We start from the raw sequence: 20,930 nt of genomic DNA on the forward strand, positions 1-20,930 counted from the left end.
ACCGACTCATCAGTGGCCGCCGGGGCCGAAAAGGTTGCCGAGTGATCGGCGAGAAAGGATCCCCTGATGACAGCCGTGCAGCGCATCGACATCGACGACCCCGAAGTCGACATGGACGACTCGGAGCGCTTGTACCACCGCGGCGGGCCGTTCACCGGCGAGGTCACCGAACACCTCGGCGAGAGACTGGTCAGCCTCGACGGCTACGTCGACGGATACAAGAACGGGCCGTCCCGCGAGTGGTACCAGGACGGCACTCTCCGCTCGGAGGGAACACTGCGGGAAGGCATGCCCGTAGGCGAATTCAGAGAATGGCATCCCAACGGCGCGCTTGCCGCGAGGCAGGTGTTCGCCGACAACGGGATGACGCTCTTGGAGGAGCACACGTGGGACGAGCAGGGCCGACCGACCCGGTCCTGGCGGAAGGGCGCGTGAGCGGGCCGACTCGGTCAAGCTCGGAGTTGCGTTCATAAAGAACCCGCCTCTCACGGCCTCCGTCACGTTCCGGAAACCTTTCCTCCAGGAACCCCGCCTACCGTGGGCCCCAACACCGCCCGGCCACCGTCGCCCGAAGGCCCACCCCTGCCTCCGACGAGACGACAGGAGCCCCGTGTCCCGCCTCTCCGCCGCTCTGCATCTTCCGCCCTGGCTCGCGCATGCCCTGCGCTCGCAGCGGGGGCCGGTGCCCTGGAGCGCGGTGACGCGGGGGGCGCTGTCCGCCGGGCCGTTGCTGCTCGTGGCCGTGCGGACCGGGCACACCTCGCTCGGTGTCGTCGCCGCCATCGCCGCCATGCTCTCCGGGATCAACGACCGGCCGGGGAGCCGGCGGGCCTCCGTCAAGCGGATCGGGGTGCCCGCGCTGGGCGGTGCCCTGGGGATGGTCATCGGCACGTACGCCGGGCAGGGGACGGGCGCGGTCGTGCTCACCGTGATCCTCACGGTCGTCGGGCTCGTCGCCGGGGGGATCAGCGCGATCGGGCCCGTCGCGTCCGCCGTCGGGACGCAGGTGCTCGTCGGCTCGGCGGTCGGGGCCGGGATGCCCCTGCCGGAGCCGGGATGGGCGCGTGCGCTCGCCTTCCTCGCCGGAGCCGGCTGGCTGATCGTCCTGCGGCTCGTGCTGCCCACGCCCGGCTCCCTCACCGGCGACTTCCGGTTCGACGGGGAGCGGAAGGCCGTCGCCGGCGTGTACGACGCCGTCGCCGAGCTCCTCGACGCCGTCGGCGGGCCCCAGGCCATCCGCCGCCGGGCCGCGCTCACCGCCGCCCTCGACCACGCGCAGGACGCCCTCGCCGGGCCCCGGCTGCGGCGGTACGCCTCCTCGTCCGCCGAGCGGCGGCTGCACGCGCAGTACGCCGCCGCGCTGCCCCTCGCCGAGGCCGCCACCGCCCTCGCCTGGGCCGGAGAGCCCGTCTCCGAGCGGGCCTCCGAAGGGCCCCGGCGGCTCGCCGCCGCCGTCCGCGGCAACACCCACACCGGGCCGCTGCCCGCGCCCTCCCGCTCGGCACCCGCGCTGCGCGCCCTCGACGACGCCCTGCTGCACGCGGCCGAGGTGTTCGACCAGGGGCGGGGAGGCGACCTGCACACCCGTCCGCGTACCGCCCGGGACCGGCTGCGCGCCGTCCTCGGCAGCGCCGGACGCGAGTACGGGCTGCGCGTCGCGCTCTGCTTCGGGGCCAGCGCGGCGGTCGCCCAGGCCCTGCACCAAGGCCAGTGGTACGGGCAGCACGAGCACTGGTACTGGCTGCCCGCCACCGCCGTCTTCCTCGTCAAGCCCGACCTGGGTCCGCTGGCCTCCCGCGTGCTCAACCGGGCCGCCGGCACCGTACTCGGCGCTCTCCTCTTCGCCGGGTTCGCCGCCGTCCTGCCCCGGCCGGACGGACTCATCGCGCTCGTCGCGCTCAGCGGTGCGCTCATCCCCGTCGCCACCCGGCACTTCGCCGCCCAGACCGCCGTCGTCACCGTCCTCGTCCTCGCCCTCGTCATGGTCGGCGGCGAGCCGCAGGCGTCCGCGGGCCGGATCGGCGAGACGCTGCTGGCCTGCGCGATCGTGCTGATCGTCGGGCACCTGCCGATGCCGGGACAGCGGGGCGGCGGCGTGCGCGCCCGGCTGGCGGCGGCGAACGAGGCCGCGCACGCCTACCTCACCCACGTCCTCGACGAGGCCGGCACCCCGCGCATCGGAACCTCCGGCGCCCCCGATGCCACACGTATGAGAAACCCCGGCACCCCCGGCACCCCCGGCACCCCCTCCGACCACCGCGCCACCCGCTGGACCCTGCGCCGCGAGGCCTACCGCACGCTCGCCGAGGCCCGTACGGCCATCTCCCTCGCCGCGCACGAACTGCCCGCCCTCGCCCGGCACACCGAGGGCGCGGACGAGGTCGCCGACCTCCTCGAACGGCTCGTCGACACGATCACGGCCTGCGCCGTGCACCTCGACGACACGGGACAGATCGGCCCCCGCCACCGGGAACGCCTCGCCGCCGTCCTCACCGAACTCACCGGACCGGTGGAGCGGGTGGGCCTACGGCTGCCCCGGACACCCCTCGCCGGCTAGCACGCCCAGCACCGCGACCAGCCCGCCGTCCCGCAGGGCCCTCGTCGCGAACCCGTGCTCCGCGACCGCCCGCTCCACCACCCCGGCGATCTCCGCGGCCCGCCTCTCGTCCGGCGGTTCCCAGCACAGGCAGAGCAGACCTCCCGGTGCCAGCCAGCGTCGCAGCGCCGTCAGTTCCGCGTCCGCCGGGCGCGTCCAGAACAGGTTCACGTTCACCGCCAGGACCTTGTCGAAGGATCCAGGGGCGAAGTCGGCGTCCTCCAGGGACAGGACGTGGAAGGCGGCCCTCCCGGCCGCGACCGCCTCGCCGTTGCGGCGCCGGGCCGCCGCCACGGCCGTGGCGGAGCGGTCGACGGCGGTGACGGTCCCCGTGGTGAGGCGGTCGCTGAGCAACGCGACCGCGACCCCGCGGCCGCAGCCGATCTCCAGCACGCGGTCGCCGGGGGCGGGGTCGAGGACGCGCACCGCCCACCTCAGCCGCTCCGGGGCGTCGATGGCCCTCAGCCGCCGATCCGTACCCACACCGGCGCGTGGTCCGAGCCGGGCGCGCCGCGTCGCTCCGCCGGGTCGGGGCCGACCGACGGCAGGCCGGGCGGGCCCTCGCCGGGCAGGCCCGTGCCCGCCGCCGTCACGCGCCGGACCAGCCGGTGGCTGAGCAGTATGTGGTCGATCAGCTCGCGCCGCCCGGAGTTGACGCGGGACCAGCGCTGTCCGGCGGGGATGAGCGGGGCCACGTCCCACAGCCGCGCCGCGTCGCCCCGGTCGGGCCTGTCGTACCCGGGCGTGCCGATCTCCGAGCCGGGCGGGCCGAGCAGGATCTGCGTGGTCGCCGCCTGCGTCTCGTCGTTCAGGTCGCCCAGGACCGCCACGTCCCGGGCCCGCCCGTCGCCCTCCAGCAAGTCGTCCGCGAGGGCGCGCAGGGCCGTCGCCTCCGCGGCCCGCCGGTACAGGGCGTAGGCGCCGTAGCGGGCCCGTTCGCCCTCGTCGCGCGGCTGGAACCGGCCGTCCGGGTACGACAGCAGCTTCGACTTGAGGTGACAGACGGCCACCCGCAGCGGCCCGTCCGGCGAAGCCCCGTCCCCCGGCGGCCCGTCCCCGGCCTCCACGGCCAGCAGGCCCCGCCCCGCCTGTGCCACCGTCAGCCCCGAGTCGTCCACCTGCACGGGACGCAGCCCCGCCGGGAACGCCACCGTGTCCGCCACGACCGTCAGGGGCGCACGGCTCAGGAACCCGACCCGTATGCCCCGGCTGTCCGCGTGCTCGGAGAGGGCGACATGCCAGTCGTCGTCGAGCATCCCGGCCAGGTCCTTCAGGGCCTCGGGGTCGCCGACCTCCTGCACGCCCAGCAGCGCCGGGTCGAGTTCCGTGATCACGGCGGCCAGCGCGGCGAGCTTCCTTCCGTACGCGGCGTCGTCCTCCGGGCCGTACGGGCCGCCGGGCCGGTAGAGGTTCTCCAGGTTCCAGGTGCCGAGGAGCATGCCGGGCTCCTTTCCGAAGCCGACAGGCGGGGTGGTCAGGCCAGGGTGCCTGCCCGGCCGGCCCCGCGACAGAGCCGCGACGGGATGTGCGGTTCGGCTCAGCCGCCCTACGACGTCGTCGTACGTTGGCGTGATGACGCCTTCTGCCGCGGACAGTCCCGCCGAGCTCATCATCAGCGCATGTACCGTCCTCGTGCACGACGATCAAGAGCGGATCGGGTTCGCGGAGGACGCCGCGATCGTCGTACGGAACGGGCTCGTCGAGGCGGTCACGACCACCGCCGCTGTCGCCGGCCTGCCCGCCGCCGAGCGGATCGAGGCCCGCGGCCAGGTCGCCCTGCCCGGCCTGATCAACTGCCACACGCACGCGCCGATGGTGGCGCTGCGCGGCCTCGCCGAGGACCTGCCCACGCTGGAGTGGTTCAACGACGTCGTCTGGCCGGTCGAGTCCAACCTCACGGCCGAGCACGTCGAGTTGGGGGCGCGGCTCGCCTGCGCCGAGATGATCCGCGGCGGCGTCACCTGCTTCGCCGACCACTACTTCGCGATGGACGCGGTGGCGAACGTCGTGGCGGAGAGCGGCATGCGGGCCCTGCTCGGGGAGGCCTTCTTCTCCTCGCAGGGGCCCGAAGGCCGGGAACGGTCACTGGAGTTCGCGCTGCGCCACCGCGACACGGCAGACGGCCGCGTCACCACCGCCCTCGCCCCCCACGCCCCCTACACCGTCGTCGACGACGACCTCGCGGCCACCGCCGAGCTGGCCCGTACGCACGGCCTGCCCGTGCACGTCCACGCCGCCGAGAACCGGGACCAGACCGACACCAGCCTCGCCCGCCACGGGGTCACCCCGATCGAGGTCCTGGACCGCACGACGATCCTCCACACGGACCTGCTCCTCGCCCACGGCACCGGCATCACCGACCGCGACCTGCCCCTCCTGGAGCGGGCGGACGGTCGTACGGCCGTGGCCACCGCGCCCCGCGGCTACCTCAAGTTCGCCTGGCCGGACACCACACCCGTCCGCGCCCTGCGCGGCATCGGCGTCGACGTCGGGCTCGCCACCGACGGGGCCGCCTCCAACAACTCCCTCGACGTGTGGGAGTCGATGGCCCTCACCTCACTGGTGCAGAAGTCGGCCGAGGGCGATCCCCGTTGGCTGACCTCCCGCGAGGCCCTGCACCACGCCACGCTGCAGAGCGCCAGGGCCGTGGGGCTGGGGGAGAGCATTGGCAGCATCGCGCCGGGCCGCCGGGCGGACATCGTCCTGGTCGACCTCACCGGACCGCACACGCAGCCCGTCCACGACCTCGCCGCCACCCTCGTGCACAGCGCCCGCTCCGCCGACGTCCGCACCACGATCGTCGACGGACGGATCCTGATGCGGGACCGGGAGCTGCTGACGATCGACGTGGCGGCGGTGGTGGGGGAGCTCCGGAAGCGCCTGCCCGCGCTGGTCGACCGCGGCCACGGCCGGCGCGTCCAGGAGTACGACACCTGACGCCCCGGGAACCGGTCGCGAGGAATCTCCGCGAGGAATCCTCCCGGACAGCGATGAGTTCCGCGCCTCCCGCCGGTCACCACCCCGGACGGACCGTTGTCACAGGAGGGCCCATGTCGCTTCCGGAGATCGTCTCGCGCGAGCAGTGGCGCGCGGCGCGCGCGGAACTGCTGGTCAAGGAGAAGGCCGTCACCCGCGCGCGGGACGCGCTCAATGCCGAGCGGCGCGGACTGCCCATGGTGGAGGTCGAGGAGGAGTACGTCTTCGAGGGCGGGGACGGCAAGGCCACCCTGCTCGATCTGTTCGACGGCCGGCAGCAGCTGGTCGTCTACCACTTCATGTTCGCGCCGGAGTGGGAGGCGGGCTGCTGCAGCTGCTCCGCATTCCTGGATCAAATAGGGCATCTCGCCCATCTCGCGGCGCGGGGGACGTCGTTCGCGGCCGTGTCCCGGGCCCCGTACCCGAAGCTCCTGCCGTTCAAGGCCCGGATGGGCTGGACGGTCCCCTGGTACTCCTCCTGCGGCAGTGACTTCAACCGCGACTTCGAGGTGACGCTGGAACGCGACGGCGAACTCGTCGAGCGCCCCGGCCTCAGCTGCTTCCTGCGGGACCGCGACCGGATCTTCCACACGTACTCGACGTACGAGCGCGGCCTCGACGGCCTCGGCTCGACCGCCAGCCTGCTCGACCTCACCGCACTGGGCCGCCAGGAGGAGTGGGAGGAGCCCAAGGGGCGCGCGTCGGCTCTTGGGGCGCCTGCGGGAAGTGAGCGCATCCGCTATCACGACGAGTACGACGACTGACACGCAAAGTGAGGAAATAAGCCAAGCGGCTGAGAGTTTGCTCACACTTGACGGTGAACGCGTGTCAACTACGTCTCAGAACCGTCACTTCGCGAGCCGTTCACCCCATGGTTGGCGTTTAACTCTACGAGTACAGCGCTACAGGGAGGTGCAGGGTGAACGGGCGAACGGTGCTCGAGCGCTTTCCCGCCGGCGGGCCGCGTGGCTCCTGGCCGGCGGAGGAGTTCGCGCAGGCGCGGCGTCTGGAGGGCCTGCCTGCCGAGGTCGTCATGGACCTCGCGACGGACATGTTCCTGGTGATCGTGCGCAGCGGGGACGGCGCCGACGCCACGGCGTGACGTGCCGGCTCAGCCCGCCTTCGGCGCCGGCACCTTCGGGACCGGCGCGGCCGGCGTGACCGCCGTGGGGGCCTTGGCGAACTGCTCCGCCTGGAGCGCGTACAGCTCGGCGTAGAGCCCGCCGGTGGCGAGCAGCTCGTCCGGCGTCCCGGACTCCACGAGCCGCCCCTGGTCCAGGACGTGCACCAGATCCGCGTGGCGCACGGACGCCAGCCGGTGCGTGATCAGCACGACCGTCTGGCCGCTGTCGGCCAGGGCGCGGATCCGCTCGAAGACCTCCAGCTCGGCCCGGGCGTCCAGGGCCGCCGTCGGCTCGTCGACGATCAGGATGCGCCCCCTGCGGTAGGCCGCCCGGGCGATGCCCAGCCGCTGCCACTGGCCGCCCGACAGCTCGTGTCCGCCGCTGAAGTTGCGGGCCAGCAGCGTGTCCAGCCCGCGCGGCAGATCGGCGACCACCGTCTCCGCCCCGGCCTCCGCGATCGACGCGGCCAGCCGCTCCTCGCAGACGGGCGCCGACGTCCGCCCCAGGGCGACGTTCACCCGGGCCGTGAACGGCCACCTCTTGAAGTCCTGCGCCACCATCGCGATCCGCTCGGCCAGCAGGTGCCGGTCGGCGTCCGCCGCGTCCACGTCGTCCCACAGGATCCGCCCCTTCTCCGGGGTGTAGAGCCCGGCGAGCAGCTTGACCAGGGTCGTCTTGCCGGAGCCGTTCTCCCCGACCAGCGCCACGATCCGGCCCAGCGGGAGGGTGAGGGTCACGTCGTCGAGGGCGGGACGCGCGGAGTCGCCGGGGTAGCGGAACGTGACGTTCTCGAAGCGGATCTCCCGCGGGTTCTCCGGCAGGGGCCGGCCGCCCTCGGGGATCGCCCGCTGAGCCGCCTCCGAGTACAGCCGGTGCAGGTCGCCGACGAAGAGCGCCTCCTCGTGCAGCGCGTTCACCTCCACCACGAGCGTGTCGAGGCTCTGCGAACCGGTCCGGATCGCGATCACGGCCGTACCCGCCACCGACAGGGCCATCGCGCCCGCCAGCAGCAGCCCGCCGAGGGTCGCGTACGTCGCCACCGTGGCCAGGCCCGTCCACGCCGCCGCGATCAGGCCGGTGCGGGCGGCCAGCCGGGCGAGGCGGGCCTGCTCGGCCTCCGCCGTCTCCGACATCGCGCGGAAGTGCCGCAGCAGGAAGGAACCCACTCCGTGCACCCGGATCTCGGGGGCCGCCTCGGGCTCGATGAGCAGGTTGCCGAGCAGCCGTCCGGCGCGGGCGTGCTGCACCCAGGCGTGGAAGGACTCGTAGCGCCGCCGGGCGACGGTCAGCGCGCTCCAGGCGCTCGGCAGCGTCATCGTGACCAGCAGCGGCAGCAGGGCGGGGTGCAGCACGGTCAGCACACCGGCGGCCGCGACCAGCGAGATCATCGCGTTGATCACACGTGTCCCGTACGCGATCATGCGGCGCGCGGAGGCGGCGCCGTACTGCGCGGTGTCCAGCAGCTTGTGGAAGGCGTGGTCCTCGATCGCGGCCAGCTCCACGGCCGCGGCCCGCTCCAGGTACTGCTCGGTCGCGACCCGCTCCACCTTCGGCTCCAGGCGGCCGGTGGCGTACGTGCTGGCGGCCCGCAGCAGGGCCGCGAGCAGCATGACGACGGCCACCGTCACCAGCGCGGGGAGGGCTCCGCGCAGCCGGTCCTCGATGGGGCCGCCGCCCATCAGCCGGGCCAGCACGCTGTTCACCGCGAGCAGGCTCACCGCCTGCGCCACACCCCGGCCGGCCTCGGCGGCCAGGACGACCCGCGCGGCGCCCCGGTCAGCCTGCCGGGCGAGCCGGAGGCTGGACGCCAGCAGGGACGGCAGCCGCGTGATCATGGCACGGAAGTTCAGCTCGAGGAACGCGTCGGCGTGCTGGTTCCAGCCCATGTCGTAGCGCAGCGGCCCGCCGAAGAGCAGCCGCTCCGACTCGGACACCTCCGGCGCGGTCCGCTTCTTCGCCACCGTCGACCGACCTCCCGCTCGTGGCCCGTTCATGGATGAACGGTCACTATTGCGGTGCGGTGCCCGCACGGGCAGGGCGCAGCCCGGGGCGCCGGATGCGCGCGGGCGCACGACCCGGCCGAAGGCCACACGGAACGGCGCGTGGTCGTGGGGTGGGTTACGTGTACGCGCCCGCGCTCACGCGCTGACCGACCGCGACCAGGCCGGAGACGTCCCGGTCACCCGGCACAGGGCCAGGTACAGCGGTATCGGCGGGGTGTACGGGAGCGTGCCGTCGGGGCGGTGGATGAGGTCGGGGATCTCGGGGGCGTCCGGGACGACCGCGCCGGTGGCGTAGTGCACGGGGGCCGGCCATTCCAGGGCGTGGTCGGAGTCCGACGGCACCAGCCACCACCAGGTCGTCCCGTCGGCGTAGACACAGCCGACACGGGGCAGCCGGGGCATGACCAGCGGGCCGAAACGGGCGGGCACCGCGACCGCGTCGCAGCCGAGCGGGGCGGTCATGCCCTCGGGCACCGGCAGGCGCAGGGCCGGGCCCGGCGTGCGCAGCCCGCGGCGGAGGCGGGCCAGGGTGTCCAGATTCAGCACGCGGCCACCGGGGCCTGGCCTCATGCCGGCCCCCGCTCTCGGTGTCGTTCCTGAGCCGGGACCGCGGAGGCCGCCTCCGGCGTGCCCTGCGCGTTGCGCGCCCGGTTCCGGTCCGGGTCGCCCGACTCGTCGGAGGGACCGGGCTTCGGGCGGGTGCCCCAGCCCAGGTCGTTCCGGGGTTCGGCGGGGTCGTGCGGAGCGTCCGCCGTGCGCGGCAGCTCGGCCCAGACCAGCAGCCCGGGGCCGTGTTCGTGTGCCCCCCAGGCATGGCAGAGGGCGTCGACGAGGAGCAGCCCCCTCCCGTGCTCCTCCTCGGGCCGGGTCCGGGCGGCGGCGTGGGGCTGGCCCGGGGCGCAGCCCTCGTCGCGCACGGCTATCCGCACCAGGTCGTCGCCGTCGTGCAGTTCGCACACTATGTGCGTGCTCGCCGTGTGCACGATGGCGTTGGTGACCAGCTCGGACACCACCAGGGCCGCGCTGTCGCACGTGTCCTCGCACACCGACCAGCCGGTCAGCCGGGCCCGCGTCAGCCGTCTGGCCTGTGCGGGGGAACCCGGGTGTGCGGCCAGCTCGAAACGGAACCGGCGCTCGGCGGCGGTCCCGAGGGGACCGTCTCCGGCACCGAGGCCGGGAAGGCCTGCGGCGGCGTCTGTTCCTAAGGGCGCGGACGGAATCACGCTTGCCACTATCGCCCCGCCGAGAACACTTGGCAAGTGTCACTCTGAAAATTGCAGAGTGCTGTGTGACGGTCTGGAAGGCCGTGGCACACTGCTCGCAACAGCACCCCGCGCGGCGCCAGTTGAGATCGTCGAAGATTCGTTCGAAACGCTTGTTCGGATCAGTTCTTCGAAAAGGTCTTCGAATGGCGCCGCAGGGCTGTCAGCGTTCTTTTGTGGCCGGCTCGTCAGAACTCTTGGTGGAGGTGGAGCGTGAGCGAACCGCGGTCCGCGCCGACTGTCGGGCAGGTCGTCCTCGGTCGGCGCCTGCTGGACCTGCGGGAACGCGCCGGGATGAAGCGCGAGGAAGCCGCCCGCATCCTCCGCGTCGCCCCCGCCACGGTCCGCCGTATGGAGATGGCCGAGGTCGCGCTCAAAATCCCGTACCTGCAACTGCTGCTGAAGGCCTACGGAATCCGTGACGACGAGGCCGACGCCTTCGTCCAGCTGGCCGAGGAAGCGAACAAACCCGGCTGGTGGCAGCGCTTCCACGACATCCTGCCCGGCTGGTTCTCGATGTACGTGAGCCTCGAGGGCGCGGCCGGAGTCATCCGCAGCTATGAACCGCATTTCGTCCCCGGCCTGTTGCAGACCGAGGAGTACGCGCGCGGAGTGCTCCGCTCCGGCGCCATCGGCCAGACCAGCCCCGAGGACATCGAGCGCCATGTCGCCCTGCGCATGCAGCGCCAGGACCTGCTCACCCGCGAGGACGCGCCCCGGCTGTGGGTCGTGATGGACGAGACCGCGCTGCGGCGGCCGGTCGGCGGACCGGAGGTGATGCGTGCCCAGATCGACAAGCTGCTCGAGGCCACGAAGCTGCCCAACGTCACGCTGCAGATCGCCCCGTTCGCCAATGGGCCGCACCCGGGCACGTACGGGCCGTTCGTGCTGTTCCGATTCGCCATGCCCGAACTGCCGGACATGGTCTACAGCGAGTACCTGACCGGCGCGGTCTATCTCGACGCGCGCGCCGAGGTGGCGACCCACCTCGAGGTCATGGACCGCATGGCGGCGCAGGCCGCTACGGCACATCGCACGAAGGAGATCCTCCGGGATCTCCGCAAGGAGCTGTGAATGGATCGCATCAAGCCGCGCAAACACGTCTACAACGGCATGCCCGCGCGCGACTTGGGCAGTGAAGGCTGGCACAAGCCGTGGAGCGGGGGGAACGGAGGCAACTGCCTGGAGGCGATGAAGCTCGCCGACGGCCGGATCGCCGTCCGTCAGTCCACCGACCCGGACGGTCCGGCGCTGATCTACACCACCGCCGAGATGACCGCCTTCATCGAGGGGGCGAAGGCGGGGGAGGCGGACTTCCTGCTGTCCTGACGTGCTTGCCGTTGCTCTCGCCGGACCTTCTCTTGCTCGACCTCTACCGCTCGTGCTGAATCGCTGGTGCTGAATTGACCACCCTTTGTGCCTTACGGAGTGCCTCATGACCGGGCAGGACCCCACGTCGGCCGTCAGGATCGACACGACCAGACCCCATCCCGCGCGGATGTACGACTGGTACCTCGGCGGCAAGGACAACTACCCGGTCGACGAGGAGATGGGCCGTCAGATGCTCGGCCTCGACCCCAGGGTGCCGGTGATGGCGCGCGTCAACCGCGCGTTCATGCACCGGGCCACACGCTGGCTGGCCGGCAACGGCGTACGGCAGTTCCTGGACATCGGCACGGGCATCCCGACCGAACCCAACCTCCACCAGGTCGCCCAGGAGACCGCCCCCGACGCCCGGATCGTCTACTGCGACAACGACCCCATCGTGCTGGCCCACGCGGCGGCCCTGCTGCGCGGCACGGACGAGGGGGCGACCGAGTACCTCCAGGCCGACGTCCGCGACCCGGACGCCATCCTGGAGGGCGCCAGGAAGGTCCTGGACTTCACCCGGCCCGTCGCGCTGTCGCTGATCGCGCTGCTGCACTTCGTCTCCGACGAGGACGGCGCGCACGACCTGGTCGGCCGGCTGCTCGCCGAACTGCCCTCCGGCAGCTACCTGGTGATCACCCACGCGACGGCCGACTTCACCCCGGAGGAGTCGAAGGCCGCCACCGAGAAGCTCCGCGCCGCCGGCGTCACCCTGGCCCTGCGCTCCCGCGCGGAGTTCACCCGTTTCTTCCACGGCCTTGACCTCGTCGAGCCCGGCGTCGAGGTGCCCCACCGCTGGCACCCCGAGCTGGGCGAGCCCGTGCCCGGGCAGGACGACGGGGTGATCCCCGGGTACGGGGCGGTGGCGCGCAAGCCGTAGCCCCCCCGTAGTCCCCCCGGTAGTCCCCTCCGTAGCTCCCCGTTGCTTGACGGGCCGGTCACGGCGGCGGCAGTGCACCGCACAGCGCCTCCAGGGCCGGCCCGTAGGCATGCTCCGAGGGCGTCGCGTACCCGACGACGAGACCGTCGACCGCCGGCATGTCCGTCTCCGGGTGCCGGAACGCGGCGAGGCCGTCGAGGGCGATGCCCTGCCACGCCGCGGCCTTGACCGCCGACGCCTCGGTGCCGGGCGGGAGCCGCAGCACCGCGTGCAGGCCTGCCGCGACACCGGTGGCCTCGATGTGCGGCGCGTGCTCGGCGAGCGCCGCGACGAGCCGGTCCCGGCGGCCCCGGTACCGCTGCCGCATCCGCCGTACGTGCCGGTCGTACGACCCCGACGTGAGGAAGTCCGCCAGGCACAGCTGGTCGAGGACGCTCGCCCACGCCTCCCGCTCTCCCTTGGCGGCCCGCACGGCGTCGACGTACCGCTCCGGGAGCACCATCCAGCCCAGCCGCACCGCCGGCGACAGGCTCTTGCTGACCGAGCCGATGTGGATCACGCGCTCGGGATCGAGCCCCTGGACGGCGCCGACCGGCTTGCGGTCGTAGCGGAACTCCCCATCGTAGTCGTCCTCCAGGACCAGCCCGCCCCGCGCGCGTGCCCAGTCGACGACGGCGGCCCGGCGCGCGGGGTGCAGCGGGCCGCCGGTCGGGAACTGGTGCGCCGGCGTGAGCAGCACCGCCCGCTCGCGCCCCAACCGGTCGACCCGGGCGCCGTGTTCGTCCAGGGGCAGCGGCACGGTCCGCACACCGGCGGCGGCGAGGACCTCCCGGTGGAACCCGAGCCCGTACGCCTCCACCGCGAGGGGCCCGCGCAGGACGCCCCCTCCGAACAGCAGCCGCAGCGCGTGCGCGAAGCCGGAGCAGATCACGATCCTGCCCGGCTCGGTCCGCACGCCCCGCGCGCGGGCCAGGTACTCCGTGAGCGCCTGACGCAGCTCGACCCGCCCGGCGGGGTCGCCCGGCCCGAACACCTCGCTGGGCGCCTGCTGCAGCGCCCTGCGGTAGGAGGCCAGCCAGGCGGTCCGCGGGAACGCCGAGGCGTCCGGCGTGCCCTGCGTCAGGTCGTGCCGGGGGCCCCGCGCGCGTTGCGGTGACTTCTTGGGCACGCGGGCGGCGGGCCGCAGCGGTTCGGCCCGCTCCGCGACCCGCGTGCCCGAGCCCTGCCGGGCGGTCAGCCAGCCCTCCGCGACGAGTTCGGCGTACGCGTCGGCGACCGTGTTGCGGGCCACGCCGAGGTCGGCGGCGAGCGAGCGGTACGGCGGCAGCCGCGTGCCCGGGGCGAGCCGCCCACTGCGCACGGCCTCGCGCAGGGCCCGGATCAGCGCCGCGCGCCGGCCGCCCGGACCGGTCAGCTCCAGATGCAGGTCGGACCCGATCCGCTCTGCCGAATCGACCCACGAATTGACCCATGAATCCGCCATGGAAATGCACCCTACAGTGGGTCTTTCCGGCCCGTAGGTTGAAGGACATGACGACGCACACGAGCACCGACACCACCCTCGCGAAGGCGCCCCGGCTGGAGTTCGCGAAGTCCGCCCCGAAGGCCTTCCGGGCCCTCATCGCCTTCGACGCCGCCGCCCGGGACGGCCTCGACCCGGCCCTGGTCGAACTGATCCAGATCCGCGCCTCGCACCTCAACCACTGCGCGTACTGCCTCCACATGCACACCAACGACGCCCGCAAGGCCGGCGAGAGCGAGGACCGGCTGCACATGGTCGCCGTGTGGCGCGAGGCCCGCCACTTCTTCACCGAGCGGGAGCAGGCGGCCCTCGCCCTCACGGAGGCGGTGACCCTGGTCGCCGACACCGGTGTCCCGGACGACGTCTACGCCGAGGCCGCCGCGCGGTTCGACGAGCGGGAACTGGCGCAGGTACTCGCCCTGATCTTCACGATCAACACCTGGAACCGGGTGGCGCTGTCCACGGGGAAGGTGGCGGGGACGGACGAGAGGTGACCCGGGGCGGCTACACGGTCATGGGCGGTCGCATGGGCTGATCGGCGGCTGAACAGCCCAAGGGCCGGCCGTACGGGCCGGTCGGCGGCTACACCGCCGTGGGGTGGCTGTACGGGCCGGTCGGCGGCTACCCGCCGTGGGGCGGCTGTAGAGGCCGGTCGGCGGCTACACCGCCATGGGGCGGTCGTACGGGCCGATCGGGGCCGGCAGCGTCGAACTGCCCATCAGATGACGGTCGACGGCTGCCGCCACCGCCCGCCCCTCGGCGATCGCCCAGACGATGAGCGACTGGCCCCGGGCGGCGTCCCCCGCGGCGAACACGCCGGGCACGTTGGTGGCGAACGCGGCGTCCCGCGCGATGGTGCCGCGGGGCTCCAGTTCCAGCCCCAGCTGGTCGACGAGCCCGTCCTGCCGGTCGGGCCCGGTGAAGCCGAGGGCGAGCAGCACGAGGTCGGCGGGGAGTGTCCGCCCGGTGCCGTCCACCGGGCGGCGCCGCGCGTCCACCTCGACCAGGTGCAGCGACCGCACATGCCCCTCCGCGTCGCCCTCGAAGCGCAGCGTGGACGCCGCGAACAGCCGCGCGTCCGCGTCGGCCACCGGAGCGGTCCGCAGGTCACGCGCCTCCTCGTGCGCGGCGGACAGCCGGTAGAGCCGCACCGGATACGTCGGCCAGGGCTCGGCGTCCTCGTCCCGCTCGACGCCCGGCAGCGCGTAGATGTCCACCTGGGTCACGGACGCGGCGCCCTCCCGTACGGCCGTGCCCAGGCAGTCCGCCCCGGTGTCGCCGCCGCCGACGATGACGACGTGCCTCCCGGCGGCCGACAGCGGTGACGACTCCAGGTCGCCCTCGCAGACCCGGTTGGCCAGCGGCAGGTACTCCATCGCCTGGTGAACCCCCGTCAGCTCCCGACCGGGGACGGGCAGTTCCCGCCAGGCCGTCGCCCCGGTCGCGATCACCACGGCGTCGTAGCGGGTCCGCAGCTCGTCGGCCCCGATGTCCCGCCCGACCACCGTCGACGTGCGGAACTTGGTCCCCTCGGCGCGCATCTGCTCCAGCCGCCGCTCCAGATGGTGCTTCTCCATCTTGAACGCGGGGATGCCGTACCGCATCAGCCCGCCGAGCCGGTCGTCCCGCTCGTACACCGCGACCGTGTGCCCGGCCCGGGTCAGCTGCTGGGCCGCGGCCAGCCCGGTGGGGCCCGAACCGATCACCGCGACCGTCTTGCCGGACAGCCGCTCCGGCGGACGCGGCGGCGCGAAGCCCTCCTCCCAGGCCCGGTCGGCGATCGCGCACTCGACGTTCTTGATCGTGACGGCCGGCTGGTTGATCGCCAGTACGCACCCCGCCTCGCAGGGGGCCGGGCACAACCGGCCCGTGAACTCGGGGAAGTTGTTCGTGGCGTGCAGCCGGTCGGCGGCGGCCCGCCAGTCCTCCCGCGACACCAGGTCGTTCCACTCCGGGATCAGATTGCCCAGCGGACACGCCTCGTGGCAGAAGGGGATGCCGCAGTCCATGCAGCGATCGGCCTGCTTGCCGATGATCGGCAGCAGCGCCCCGGGGACGTACACCTCGTCCCAGTCCCGCACCCGCTCCTCGACCGGCCTGCGCGGCCAGTCCTGGCGGGGCGTGGTCATGAAACCCTTGGGATCGGCCATGGCCGTCTTCCTTGCGTGCGCGTATGACAGGCCGTGCGTCGTCGGGCGGCACTCCTTTCGCCACGATACGTCCGCCTCCGGGCCGGTGCCTGTCGCCGTGCGGCGCGGGGCCTGGGCGTCAGGTGAGAGCCAGCACGTACGCCAGGGCCGCCCCGGCCGAGGCGACCGTGCGGACGTGGTTCCACATCGTCCACTCGCGCACGTACGCCGGCCAGTACGCGGCCGCCTCCGAGGTGCCCGGCTCCAGCTTGGCCAGCGCGTCGTTGCGCGGCACGTTCGCGACCATCGTCACCCCGAAGGAACCGAACAGGTACAGCACACTGCCCACCAGCAGCTCCACCGTCCCCTCCTCGGGCCACAGCACGAACGTCACCACGGCGATCACCGCGCACAGCACGGCCGAGCCGAGGAACACGGCCATGAAGGGCGGTGTCACCGCGGCCACGTTGATCGCGCGCATCGCGGCGACCCCTTGCGCGGGCGGCAGCGCGGCCAGACCCCGCATGACGAACGTCGAGAAGCCGCAGAACACCCCGGCCACCAGGCCGGTCCCGAGCACACCCAGCACCGTCAGCACGAAGTACGGTCCGTCGATCATGTCAGTCTCTCCCGCCCGTCGAGCCGGGATCCTGCCCGGCGCCCTGCCTCACCACAAGTGAAATCTCGCCTCTCACCTCACCTCGCGCCCTCACCTCATCCCGCGGAACCGAGGCCCGCGCCGGTCCACCCCCTCAGCACCGTCTCCACCGCCGCCGAGATCCGCCGCCGCGCCTCGTGCCGCGGCACGCCGCTCATCAGCAGCCGGTCGTACGGCGTGTCCAGATGCCGTACGGACGCCACCACCGCCGAGATCACCGCCCCCTCGCTGAGCGCGCGCCCCGCCGCGCTGCGGCCCACCCGGCCGCTGCCCCGCTCCGAGGCGTGCGCGGCGATGGCCCGCGCCCGGTCGGGCGGGCAGCCCGGGAACAGCCGCCGTATCTCCGTCGCGAACGCCTGGGCGAACAGTTCGTCCTGAGCCTCCCGCCGCCGCGCGTCCCGTATCCGGCGCCGCCGTCGCGCCTCGGCGTCCGCCAGGCACCGCTGCTCGGCCCTGGCGAGCGCCGCCTCCTCGACCAGGACGCCCTGCCGCTCGTAACGGCTCTTGCGCCGGTTGAACCGCACGACCACCGCCGACAGCGCGCTCTCCTCCCGCGCCCTGCGCGTCAGCGCCGTGTCACCACGCGGCAGGAACACCAGATGCCCGAGGTCGGCGCAGTCGAGGCAGCGCGGGGCACTGTCCTCCAGGACGAGCAGGGCCAGCGGCCCCCGCCGGCATTCGGCGCACTGCCGCCGCTTCAGGGGCTGGAAGACGAGCAGTCCGGGATGGGGCGGGAGCGGTGCGCGAGGGACCATACGGGGTTCATTCCCCCTGACGACAGCACGCACCACGTGCGCCGCGGGATCCGGCGACGACCCCGGGGACGTCCCGCCGCGGCCTGACGCATCATGGGCCGTGTGCGACTCGAAGCGATCACCTGGGACCGGCTCGGCGACCTGCTCGCCGAGCGCCTGCTCGACCTGAAGCCCGCCGACGGCAGTCCCTGGCCGCGCATCGCCTTCGACGGCGCCCCGGCCGCCCGCCCGGGCGACCTCGCCCAGCGGGTCTCGGAAGCGCTGCGCGTGCGCGGCCGCTCCTCGCTCGTGGTGGGGACGGACGGCTTCCTGCGCCCCGCCTCCGTGCGCCTGGAGTACGGCCACCGGGACATCGAGGCCTACTACAGCGGCTGGTACGACACCGGCGCCCTGTGGCGCGAGGTGTTCGGACCCCTCGACGCCGACGGCGACGGCCGCGTCCTGCCCGACCTGTGGGACCCGGCCGCCGACCGGGCGACCCGCAGCCCGTACGTCCAACTCCCGCCCGGCGGCGTGCTGTTGCTGCACGGGCCCTTCCTTCTCCGGCACTGGTTCCCCCTCGATCTGAGTGTCCACGTCCTGCTCTCCCCGGGCGCCCTGCGCCGCCGCACACCCGAGGCCGAGCACTGGACCCTGCCGGCCTTCGAGCGCTACGAGCGGGAGACCGACCCGGCGGCCACGGCCGACGTCCTGGTACGGGCCGACGACCCTCGTCATCCCGCGTGGGGAGGCTGAGCGACCGCACGGCCCCGTCGGTGTGCCGCTCGGCGTGGGGACGGCGTCCCGTGTGCGGGCATCCGGTGGCACGGCGAGAATGAAGGGCGCCGGGACTCGCGGTGCGTCCGGCGCCGCGCCGGCCGTCCGGCACCGGGAGGTACCCCATGACCACCGCCGGAGACATCATGCACCGCGGCGCCCAGTGGATCCCCGCCCACGAAACCCTCGACCGCGCCGCCCAGCTCATGCGCGAACTGAACGTCGGCGCCCTGCCCATCAGCGACGAGAACGAGCGGCTCTGCGGCATCCTCACCGACCGCGACATCGTCGTCGGCTGCGTCGCCATGGGCCACGACCCCGCCAGGGTCACCGCCGGCGAGATGGCCAAGGGCACCCCCCGCTGGATCGACGAGGACGCCGATGTCAGCGAGGTGCTCCGAGAGATGCAGGAACACCGGATCCGCCGGCTGCCCGTCATCCGGGACAAGCGCCTGGTCGGCATGATCAGCGAAGCCGACCTCGCCCGGCACCTGGCGAACGACCAGATCGCCTCCTGGGCCGAGAGCGTCTACGCCAAGAGCACGTCCTAGCCCACCCCCGCAGGGCTCCCGCGCAGGTCACCCACCCTCGTCAGAGCCATCCGCTGCGCCGGAACCCCCGGTACAGCACCAGGCACGCCACGGATATCACGCCGATGACCATGCCGTAGCCGTACCGCCAGTGCAGCTCCGGCATGTGGTCGAAGTTCATGCCGTACACCCCGCACACCATCGTCGGCACGGCGATGATCGCGGCCCATGCCGTGATCTTCCGCATGTCCTCGTTCTGCGCGACCGTGACCTGCGCGAGGTGTGCCTGCAGGATGGAGTTGAGCAGTTCGTCGAAGGCGGCGATCTGCTCCTTCGCCCGTAGCAGGTGGTCCGAGACATCGCGGAAGTACGCCTGTATCTCGGGGTCGACCGCGCGGATCGGGCGGGTGGCGAGATCCTCCAGCGGCCGGCTGAGCGGCACCACCGCCCGCTTCAATTCGAGCAGTTCACGCTTGAGCTGGTAGATGCGCCCCGGATCCGCCCGCGCGCCGTTCTCCGCGAACACGTCCGCCTCGACCTGGTCGATGTCCTCGTGCACCGAGTCCGTGACGGTCAGATAGTCGTCGACCACATGGTCCGCGATGGCGTGCAGCACCGCGGACGGGCCCTTGGCCAGCTGCTGGGGGTCGGACTCCAGCTCCTCGCGCAGCGGGCCCAGCGAGCCGTGCCGCCCGTGCCGCACCGTGATCACGAAGTCCTCGCCGACGAACACCATGATCTCGCCGGTGTTCACCACCTCGCTGGTGGCCGTGAGTTCCTCGTGCTCCACGTAGCAGACCGTCTTGAACACGGCGAAGAGCGTCTCGCCGTAGCGCTCCAGCTTGGGGCGCTGGTGGGCCTCGACGGCGTCCTCCACCGCCAGCGGGTGGAGGTCGAAGAGTTCGGCGATGCCCGCGAACTCCCGGTCGGTCGGCTCGTGCAGACCGAGCCAGACGAAGCCGTCCCGGCTCTTGCGCACCCGCTCCACGACGTCCACCAGATCGCCGCGCGCGGAGGTGCGGACGCCGTCCCGGTACGTCACGCAGTTCACCACCGAGGAGCCCAGCGGGGACCGGGCCGGGTGGCTCAGATCGACGCGCGGGCGCCGCCGGGCCAGCCGAGCCACTCTGCGCAGGCCGCCGACCCCGCCGAGGCTCGTGACCTTCCGCAGATTCCCTGCCATGGACATCCGGATCTCCTTGCGTGGAACTCCTCGCGCCGTTCCTGCGCCTTGGCGCGTCAGTCTGCCAGGCCGACGTGAGCTGCGGGTAAGCCTGTGGAAACGACTCGTTCCGCTTGGTTCCCGGCTGTGGACGAACCAACGGACGAGCGGACAGACGGACAGACGGACAGGCGGACAGGCGGACCGGGTGTGCCTGCCGAGCGCCGACGCAGTTCTTCATACCGGTGCGTCGACCATTACCGACAAGTGGGGCAACTGGGATGATCGCGGCATGACGCGAACCGATGGGCACCTCCTCGACAACCGGCGGCCCGAGGCGGCGGAGCACTTCAGTGCCTTCGCCGCCCTCTTCGACCCCACGACGTTCCGGCATCTCGAAGCGCTCGGCATCGGATCCGGCTGGCGGTGCTGGGAGGTCGGTGCCGGCACCTCCGTGGTGTCCTGGCTGGCGAAGAAGGTCGGGCCGACCGGACGCGTCGTCGCGACCGACACCGACACCGCCCGGCTCGCCCCGGCCGCCCGGCCGCCCGTCGAGGTGCGTCTCCACGACCTCGGCGCTCAGGACCCGCCGGGGGAGGGCTTCGACCTGGTGCACGCCCGCCTCGCGCTCGTCCACGTCTCCGACCGGGAGCGGGCCCTGCGCTCCATGGTCACGGCCCTGCGCCCCGGCGGGCGGCTCCTCGTCGAGGACGCCGACCCCGGCCTCCAGCCCCTGCTCTGCCCCGACGAGTACGGCCCCGAGCAGCAGCTCGCGAACCGGCTGCGGCAGGGCTTCCGCAAGCTGCTCGCCGACCGCGGGACCGAGCTCCCCTGCGGCCGCACCCTCCCGCGCCTGCTCCGGGAGGCCGGCCTGACCCGTGTCCACGCGGACGCGTTCTTCCCTCTCGTCTCGCCTGCCTGCGCGGCCCTGGAGTCCGTCACGATCCGCCAGATCCGCGACCAGCTCGTGACGGCCGGCCTCGCCACCGACCAGGAGATCGACCGGCACCTCGCGAACGTCACGTCCGGAGCGCTCGATCTGACGACGGCACCGATGATCTCGGCATGGGGGCGCAAGCAGTAGGGGCGACGTGAACCGGGCCGGCCGCCTCGCCCAGTCGTCGCGTACGCCCTGCCGGTCGAGCAACCGCCGTCTGTCCGGCAGGTGCGGTCTGCCCGGCAAGCGCCGTCAACCCGGGAACCGCCGCC

22 protein-coding genes are annotated in these 20,930 nt (G+C 73.1%); 12 read left to right on the forward strand and 10 right to left on the reverse strand.

Features of this window, described 5'->3' with window-relative positions; all coding sequences use genetic code 11:
* Positions 1-66 precede the first annotated feature (66 nt).
* The gene (locus tag ABZ948_RS20595; RefSeq protein ID WP_359761502.1) at positions 67-435 is read left to right on the forward strand and encodes a toxin-antitoxin system YwqK family antitoxin; all 369 of its coding nucleotides are present in this window, start codon (positions 67-69) and stop codon (positions 433-435) included.
* Between the two features lie 175 nt (positions 436-610).
* Entirely contained in the window at positions 611-2,557 is a 1,947-nt protein-coding gene (locus ABZ948_RS20600; RefSeq protein ID WP_359761504.1) for an FUSC family protein, read from the forward strand.
* Here ABZ948_RS20600 and ABZ948_RS20605 read toward each other — a convergent pair.
* Entirely contained in the window at positions 2,525-3,079 is a 555-nt protein-coding gene (locus ABZ948_RS20605; RefSeq protein ID WP_359761506.1) for a class I SAM-dependent methyltransferase, read from the reverse strand. The genes ABZ948_RS20600 and ABZ948_RS20605 overlap by 33 nt on opposite strands.
* Positions 3,058-4,035: an endonuclease/exonuclease/phosphatase family protein gene (locus ABZ948_RS20610; RefSeq protein WP_359761507.1), complete on the reverse strand. Its 978-nt coding sequence runs from the start codon at positions 4,033-4,035 to the stop codon at positions 3,058-3,060. The genes ABZ948_RS20605 and ABZ948_RS20610 overlap by 22 nt, the downstream gene beginning before the upstream one ends.
* A gap of 133 nt (positions 4,036-4,168) precedes the next feature.
* On the opposite strand from ABZ948_RS20610, the gene ABZ948_RS20615 reads away from it, so the two are divergent.
* The 3 genes from ABZ948_RS20615 to ABZ948_RS20625 all read left to right on the forward strand — a co-directional run bounded on the left by ABZ948_RS20615 (position 4,169) and on the right by ABZ948_RS20625 (position 6,674).
* Positions 4,169-5,533: an amidohydrolase gene (locus ABZ948_RS20615; RefSeq protein WP_359761508.1), complete on the forward strand. Its 1,365-nt coding sequence runs from the start codon at positions 4,169-4,171 to the stop codon at positions 5,531-5,533.
* Positions 5,534-5,646: 113 nt separating this feature from the next.
* Positions 5,647-6,336 (forward strand): DUF899 domain-containing protein, encoded by a 690-nt coding sequence (locus tag ABZ948_RS20620; protein WP_359761510.1) that lies wholly within the window; start codon positions 5,647-5,649, stop codon positions 6,334-6,336.
* Between the two features lie 155 nt (positions 6,337-6,491).
* The gene (locus ABZ948_RS20625; RefSeq protein WP_003989511.1) at positions 6,492-6,674 is read left to right on the forward strand and encodes a DUF8839 family protein; all 183 of its coding nucleotides are present in this window, start codon (positions 6,492-6,494) and stop codon (positions 6,672-6,674) included.
* 9 nt (positions 6,675-6,683) lie between these two features.
* Here ABZ948_RS20625 and ABZ948_RS20630 read toward each other — a convergent pair whose 3' ends face one another.
* The 3 genes from ABZ948_RS20630 to ABZ948_RS20640 all read right to left on the reverse strand — a co-directional run bounded on the left by ABZ948_RS20630 (position 6,684) and on the right by ABZ948_RS20640 (position 9,922).
* Complete coding sequence (locus ABZ948_RS20630) at positions 6,684-8,690, reverse strand: ABC transporter ATP-binding protein (protein ID WP_359761512.1); 2,007 nt, start codon at positions 8,688-8,690, stop codon at positions 6,684-6,686.
* A 144-nt stretch (positions 8,691-8,834) separates the two neighbouring features.
* Entirely contained in the window at positions 8,835-9,269 is a 435-nt protein-coding gene (locus tag ABZ948_RS20635) for a hypothetical protein (RefSeq protein ID WP_359761514.1), read from the reverse strand.
* A complete protein-coding gene (locus ABZ948_RS20640) occupies positions 9,266-9,922 on the reverse strand; it encodes an ATP-binding protein (RefSeq protein WP_389613883.1) in 657 nt (218 codons plus the stop codon). Before ABZ948_RS20640 ends, ABZ948_RS20635 begins: the two co-directional genes overlap by 4 nt.
* A gap of 252 nt (positions 9,923-10,174) precedes the next feature.
* Here ABZ948_RS20640 and ABZ948_RS20645 point away from each other — a divergent pair, with 252 nt between their 5' ends.
* The 3 genes from ABZ948_RS20645 to ABZ948_RS20655 all read left to right on the forward strand — a co-directional run bounded on the left by ABZ948_RS20645 (position 10,175) and on the right by ABZ948_RS20655 (position 12,209).
* Positions 10,175-11,035 carry a Sco1979 family transcriptional regulator gene (locus tag ABZ948_RS20645; RefSeq protein WP_359761517.1) on the forward strand — a complete coding sequence of 287 codons (861 nt, stop codon included), beginning with the start codon at positions 10,175-10,177 and terminating at the stop codon, positions 11,033-11,035.
* The gene (locus ABZ948_RS20650) at positions 11,036-11,290 is read left to right on the forward strand and encodes a DUF397 domain-containing protein (protein ID WP_030246665.1); all 255 of its coding nucleotides are present in this window, start codon (positions 11,036-11,038) and stop codon (positions 11,288-11,290) included.
* 106 nt (positions 11,291-11,396) lie between these two features.
* Positions 11,397-12,209, forward strand: coding sequence for an SAM-dependent methyltransferase (locus tag ABZ948_RS20655; protein ID WP_359761519.1), 813 nt, complete (start codon positions 11,397-11,399; stop codon positions 12,207-12,209).
* 58 nt (positions 12,210-12,267) lie between these two features.
* Here the strand turns inward: ABZ948_RS20655 and pdxR are convergent, their stop codons facing one another.
* The gene (pdxR, locus tag ABZ948_RS20660) at positions 12,268-13,692 is read right to left on the reverse strand and encodes a MocR-like pyridoxine biosynthesis transcription factor PdxR (RefSeq protein WP_359761521.1); all 1,425 of its coding nucleotides are present in this window, start codon (positions 13,690-13,692) and stop codon (positions 12,268-12,270) included.
* A gap of 47 nt (positions 13,693-13,739) precedes the next feature.
* Between pdxR and ABZ948_RS20665 the strand changes: the two genes are divergently transcribed.
* Complete coding sequence (locus tag ABZ948_RS20665) at positions 13,740-14,225, forward strand: carboxymuconolactone decarboxylase family protein (protein WP_359761523.1); 486 nt, start codon at positions 13,740-13,742, stop codon at positions 14,223-14,225.
* Between the two features lie 165 nt (positions 14,226-14,390).
* On the opposite strand, the gene ABZ948_RS20670 is transcribed toward ABZ948_RS20665, so the two are convergent.
* The 3 genes from ABZ948_RS20670 to ABZ948_RS20680 all read right to left on the reverse strand — a co-directional run bounded on the left by ABZ948_RS20670 (position 14,391) and on the right by ABZ948_RS20680 (position 17,273).
* The gene (locus ABZ948_RS20670; protein WP_359761524.1) at positions 14,391-15,881 is read right to left on the reverse strand and encodes a glutamate synthase subunit beta; all 1,491 of its coding nucleotides are present in this window, start codon (positions 15,879-15,881) and stop codon (positions 14,391-14,393) included.
* 118 nt (positions 15,882-15,999) lie between these two features.
* A complete protein-coding gene (locus ABZ948_RS20675; RefSeq protein ID WP_359761526.1) occupies positions 16,000-16,479 on the reverse strand; it encodes an anthrone oxygenase family protein in 480 nt (159 codons plus the stop codon).
* Between the two features lie 95 nt (positions 16,480-16,574).
* On the reverse strand, positions 16,575-17,273 hold the full coding sequence (locus ABZ948_RS20680) for a DUF2293 domain-containing protein (protein WP_359761527.1): 699 nt from the start codon (positions 17,271-17,273) through the stop codon (positions 16,575-16,577).
* Between the two features lie 93 nt (positions 17,274-17,366).
* On the opposite strand from ABZ948_RS20680, the gene ABZ948_RS20685 reads away from it, so the two are divergent.
* Positions 17,367-18,008, forward strand: a complete 642-nt coding sequence (locus ABZ948_RS20685; RefSeq protein ID WP_359761529.1) for a nucleoside/nucleotide kinase family protein — start codon at positions 17,367-17,369, stop codon at positions 18,006-18,008.
* A 146-nt stretch (positions 18,009-18,154) separates the two neighbouring features.
* Positions 18,155-18,580, forward strand: a complete 426-nt coding sequence (locus ABZ948_RS20690; RefSeq protein ID WP_359761531.1) for a CBS domain-containing protein — start codon at positions 18,155-18,157, stop codon at positions 18,578-18,580.
* A 40-nt stretch (positions 18,581-18,620) separates the two neighbouring features.
* On the opposite strand, the gene ABZ948_RS20695 is transcribed toward ABZ948_RS20690, so the two are convergent.
* A complete protein-coding gene (locus tag ABZ948_RS20695; protein WP_359761533.1) occupies positions 18,621-19,748 on the reverse strand; it encodes a magnesium and cobalt transport protein CorA in 1,128 nt (375 codons plus the stop codon).
* A 265-nt stretch (positions 19,749-20,013) separates the two neighbouring features.
* On the opposite strand from ABZ948_RS20695, the gene ABZ948_RS20700 reads away from it, so the two are divergent.
* The gene (locus ABZ948_RS20700) at positions 20,014-20,805 is read left to right on the forward strand and encodes a methyltransferase (RefSeq protein WP_359761535.1); all 792 of its coding nucleotides are present in this window, start codon (positions 20,014-20,016) and stop codon (positions 20,803-20,805) included.
* Positions 20,806-20,930 lie beyond the last annotated feature (125 nt).

Source organism: Streptomyces olindensis, assembly GCF_040645895.1.
GTDB lineage: Bacteria > Actinomycetota > Actinomycetes > Streptomycetales > Streptomycetaceae > Streptomyces > Streptomyces olindensis.

Bases quoted from the DNA above. Each gene is read 5' to 3' on its own strand.
- pdxR (WP_359761521.1), bottom strand. From the start codon at position 13,692: ATGGCGGATTCATGGGTCAATTCGTGGGTCGATTCGGCAGAGCGGATC.
- ABZ948_RS20700 (WP_359761535.1), top strand. From the start codon at position 20,014: ATGACGCGAACCGATGGGCACCTCCTCGACAACCGGCGGCCCGAGGCG.
- ABZ948_RS20615 (WP_359761508.1), top strand. From the start codon at position 4,169: ATGACGCCTTCTGCCGCGGACAGTCCCGCCGAGCTCATCATCAGCGCA.
- ABZ948_RS20690 (WP_359761531.1), top strand. From the start codon at position 18,155: ATGACCACCGCCGGAGACATCATGCACCGCGGCGCCCAGTGGATCCCC.
- ABZ948_RS20630 (WP_359761512.1), bottom strand. From the start codon at position 8,690: ATGAACGGGCCACGAGCGGGAGGTCGGTCGACGGTGGCGAAGAAGCGG.
- ABZ948_RS20675 (WP_359761526.1), bottom strand. From the start codon at position 16,479: ATGATCGACGGACCGTACTTCGTGCTGACGGTGCTGGGTGTGCTCGGG.
- ABZ948_RS20610 (WP_359761507.1), bottom strand. From the start codon at position 4,035: ATGCTCCTCGGCACCTGGAACCTGGAGAACCTCTACCGGCCCGGCGGC.
- ABZ948_RS20680 (WP_359761527.1), bottom strand. From the start codon at position 17,273: ATGGTCCCTCGCGCACCGCTCCCGCCCCATCCCGGACTGCTCGTCTTC.
- ABZ948_RS20670 (WP_359761524.1), bottom strand. From the start codon at position 15,881: ATGGCCGATCCCAAGGGTTTCATGACCACGCCCCGCCAGGACTGGCCG.
- ABZ948_RS20595 (WP_359761502.1), top strand. From the start codon at position 67: ATGACAGCCGTGCAGCGCATCGACATCGACGACCCCGAAGTCGACATG.
- ABZ948_RS20655 (WP_359761519.1), top strand. From the start codon at position 11,397: ATGACCGGGCAGGACCCCACGTCGGCCGTCAGGATCGACACGACCAGA.
- ABZ948_RS20635 (WP_359761514.1), bottom strand. From the start codon at position 9,269: ATGAGGCCAGGCCCCGGTGGCCGCGTGCTGAATCTGGACACCCTGGCC.
- ABZ948_RS20685 (WP_359761529.1), top strand. From the start codon at position 17,367: ATGGGCCGTGTGCGACTCGAAGCGATCACCTGGGACCGGCTCGGCGAC.
- ABZ948_RS20650 (WP_030246665.1), top strand. From the start codon at position 11,036: ATGGATCGCATCAAGCCGCGCAAACACGTCTACAACGGCATGCCCGCG.
- ABZ948_RS20620 (WP_359761510.1), top strand. From the start codon at position 5,647: ATGTCGCTTCCGGAGATCGTCTCGCGCGAGCAGTGGCGCGCGGCGCGC.
- ABZ948_RS20665 (WP_359761523.1), top strand. From the start codon at position 13,740: ATGACGACGCACACGAGCACCGACACCACCCTCGCGAAGGCGCCCCGG.
- ABZ948_RS20695 (WP_359761533.1), bottom strand. From the start codon at position 19,748: ATGTCCATGGCAGGGAATCTGCGGAAGGTCACGAGCCTCGGCGGGGTC.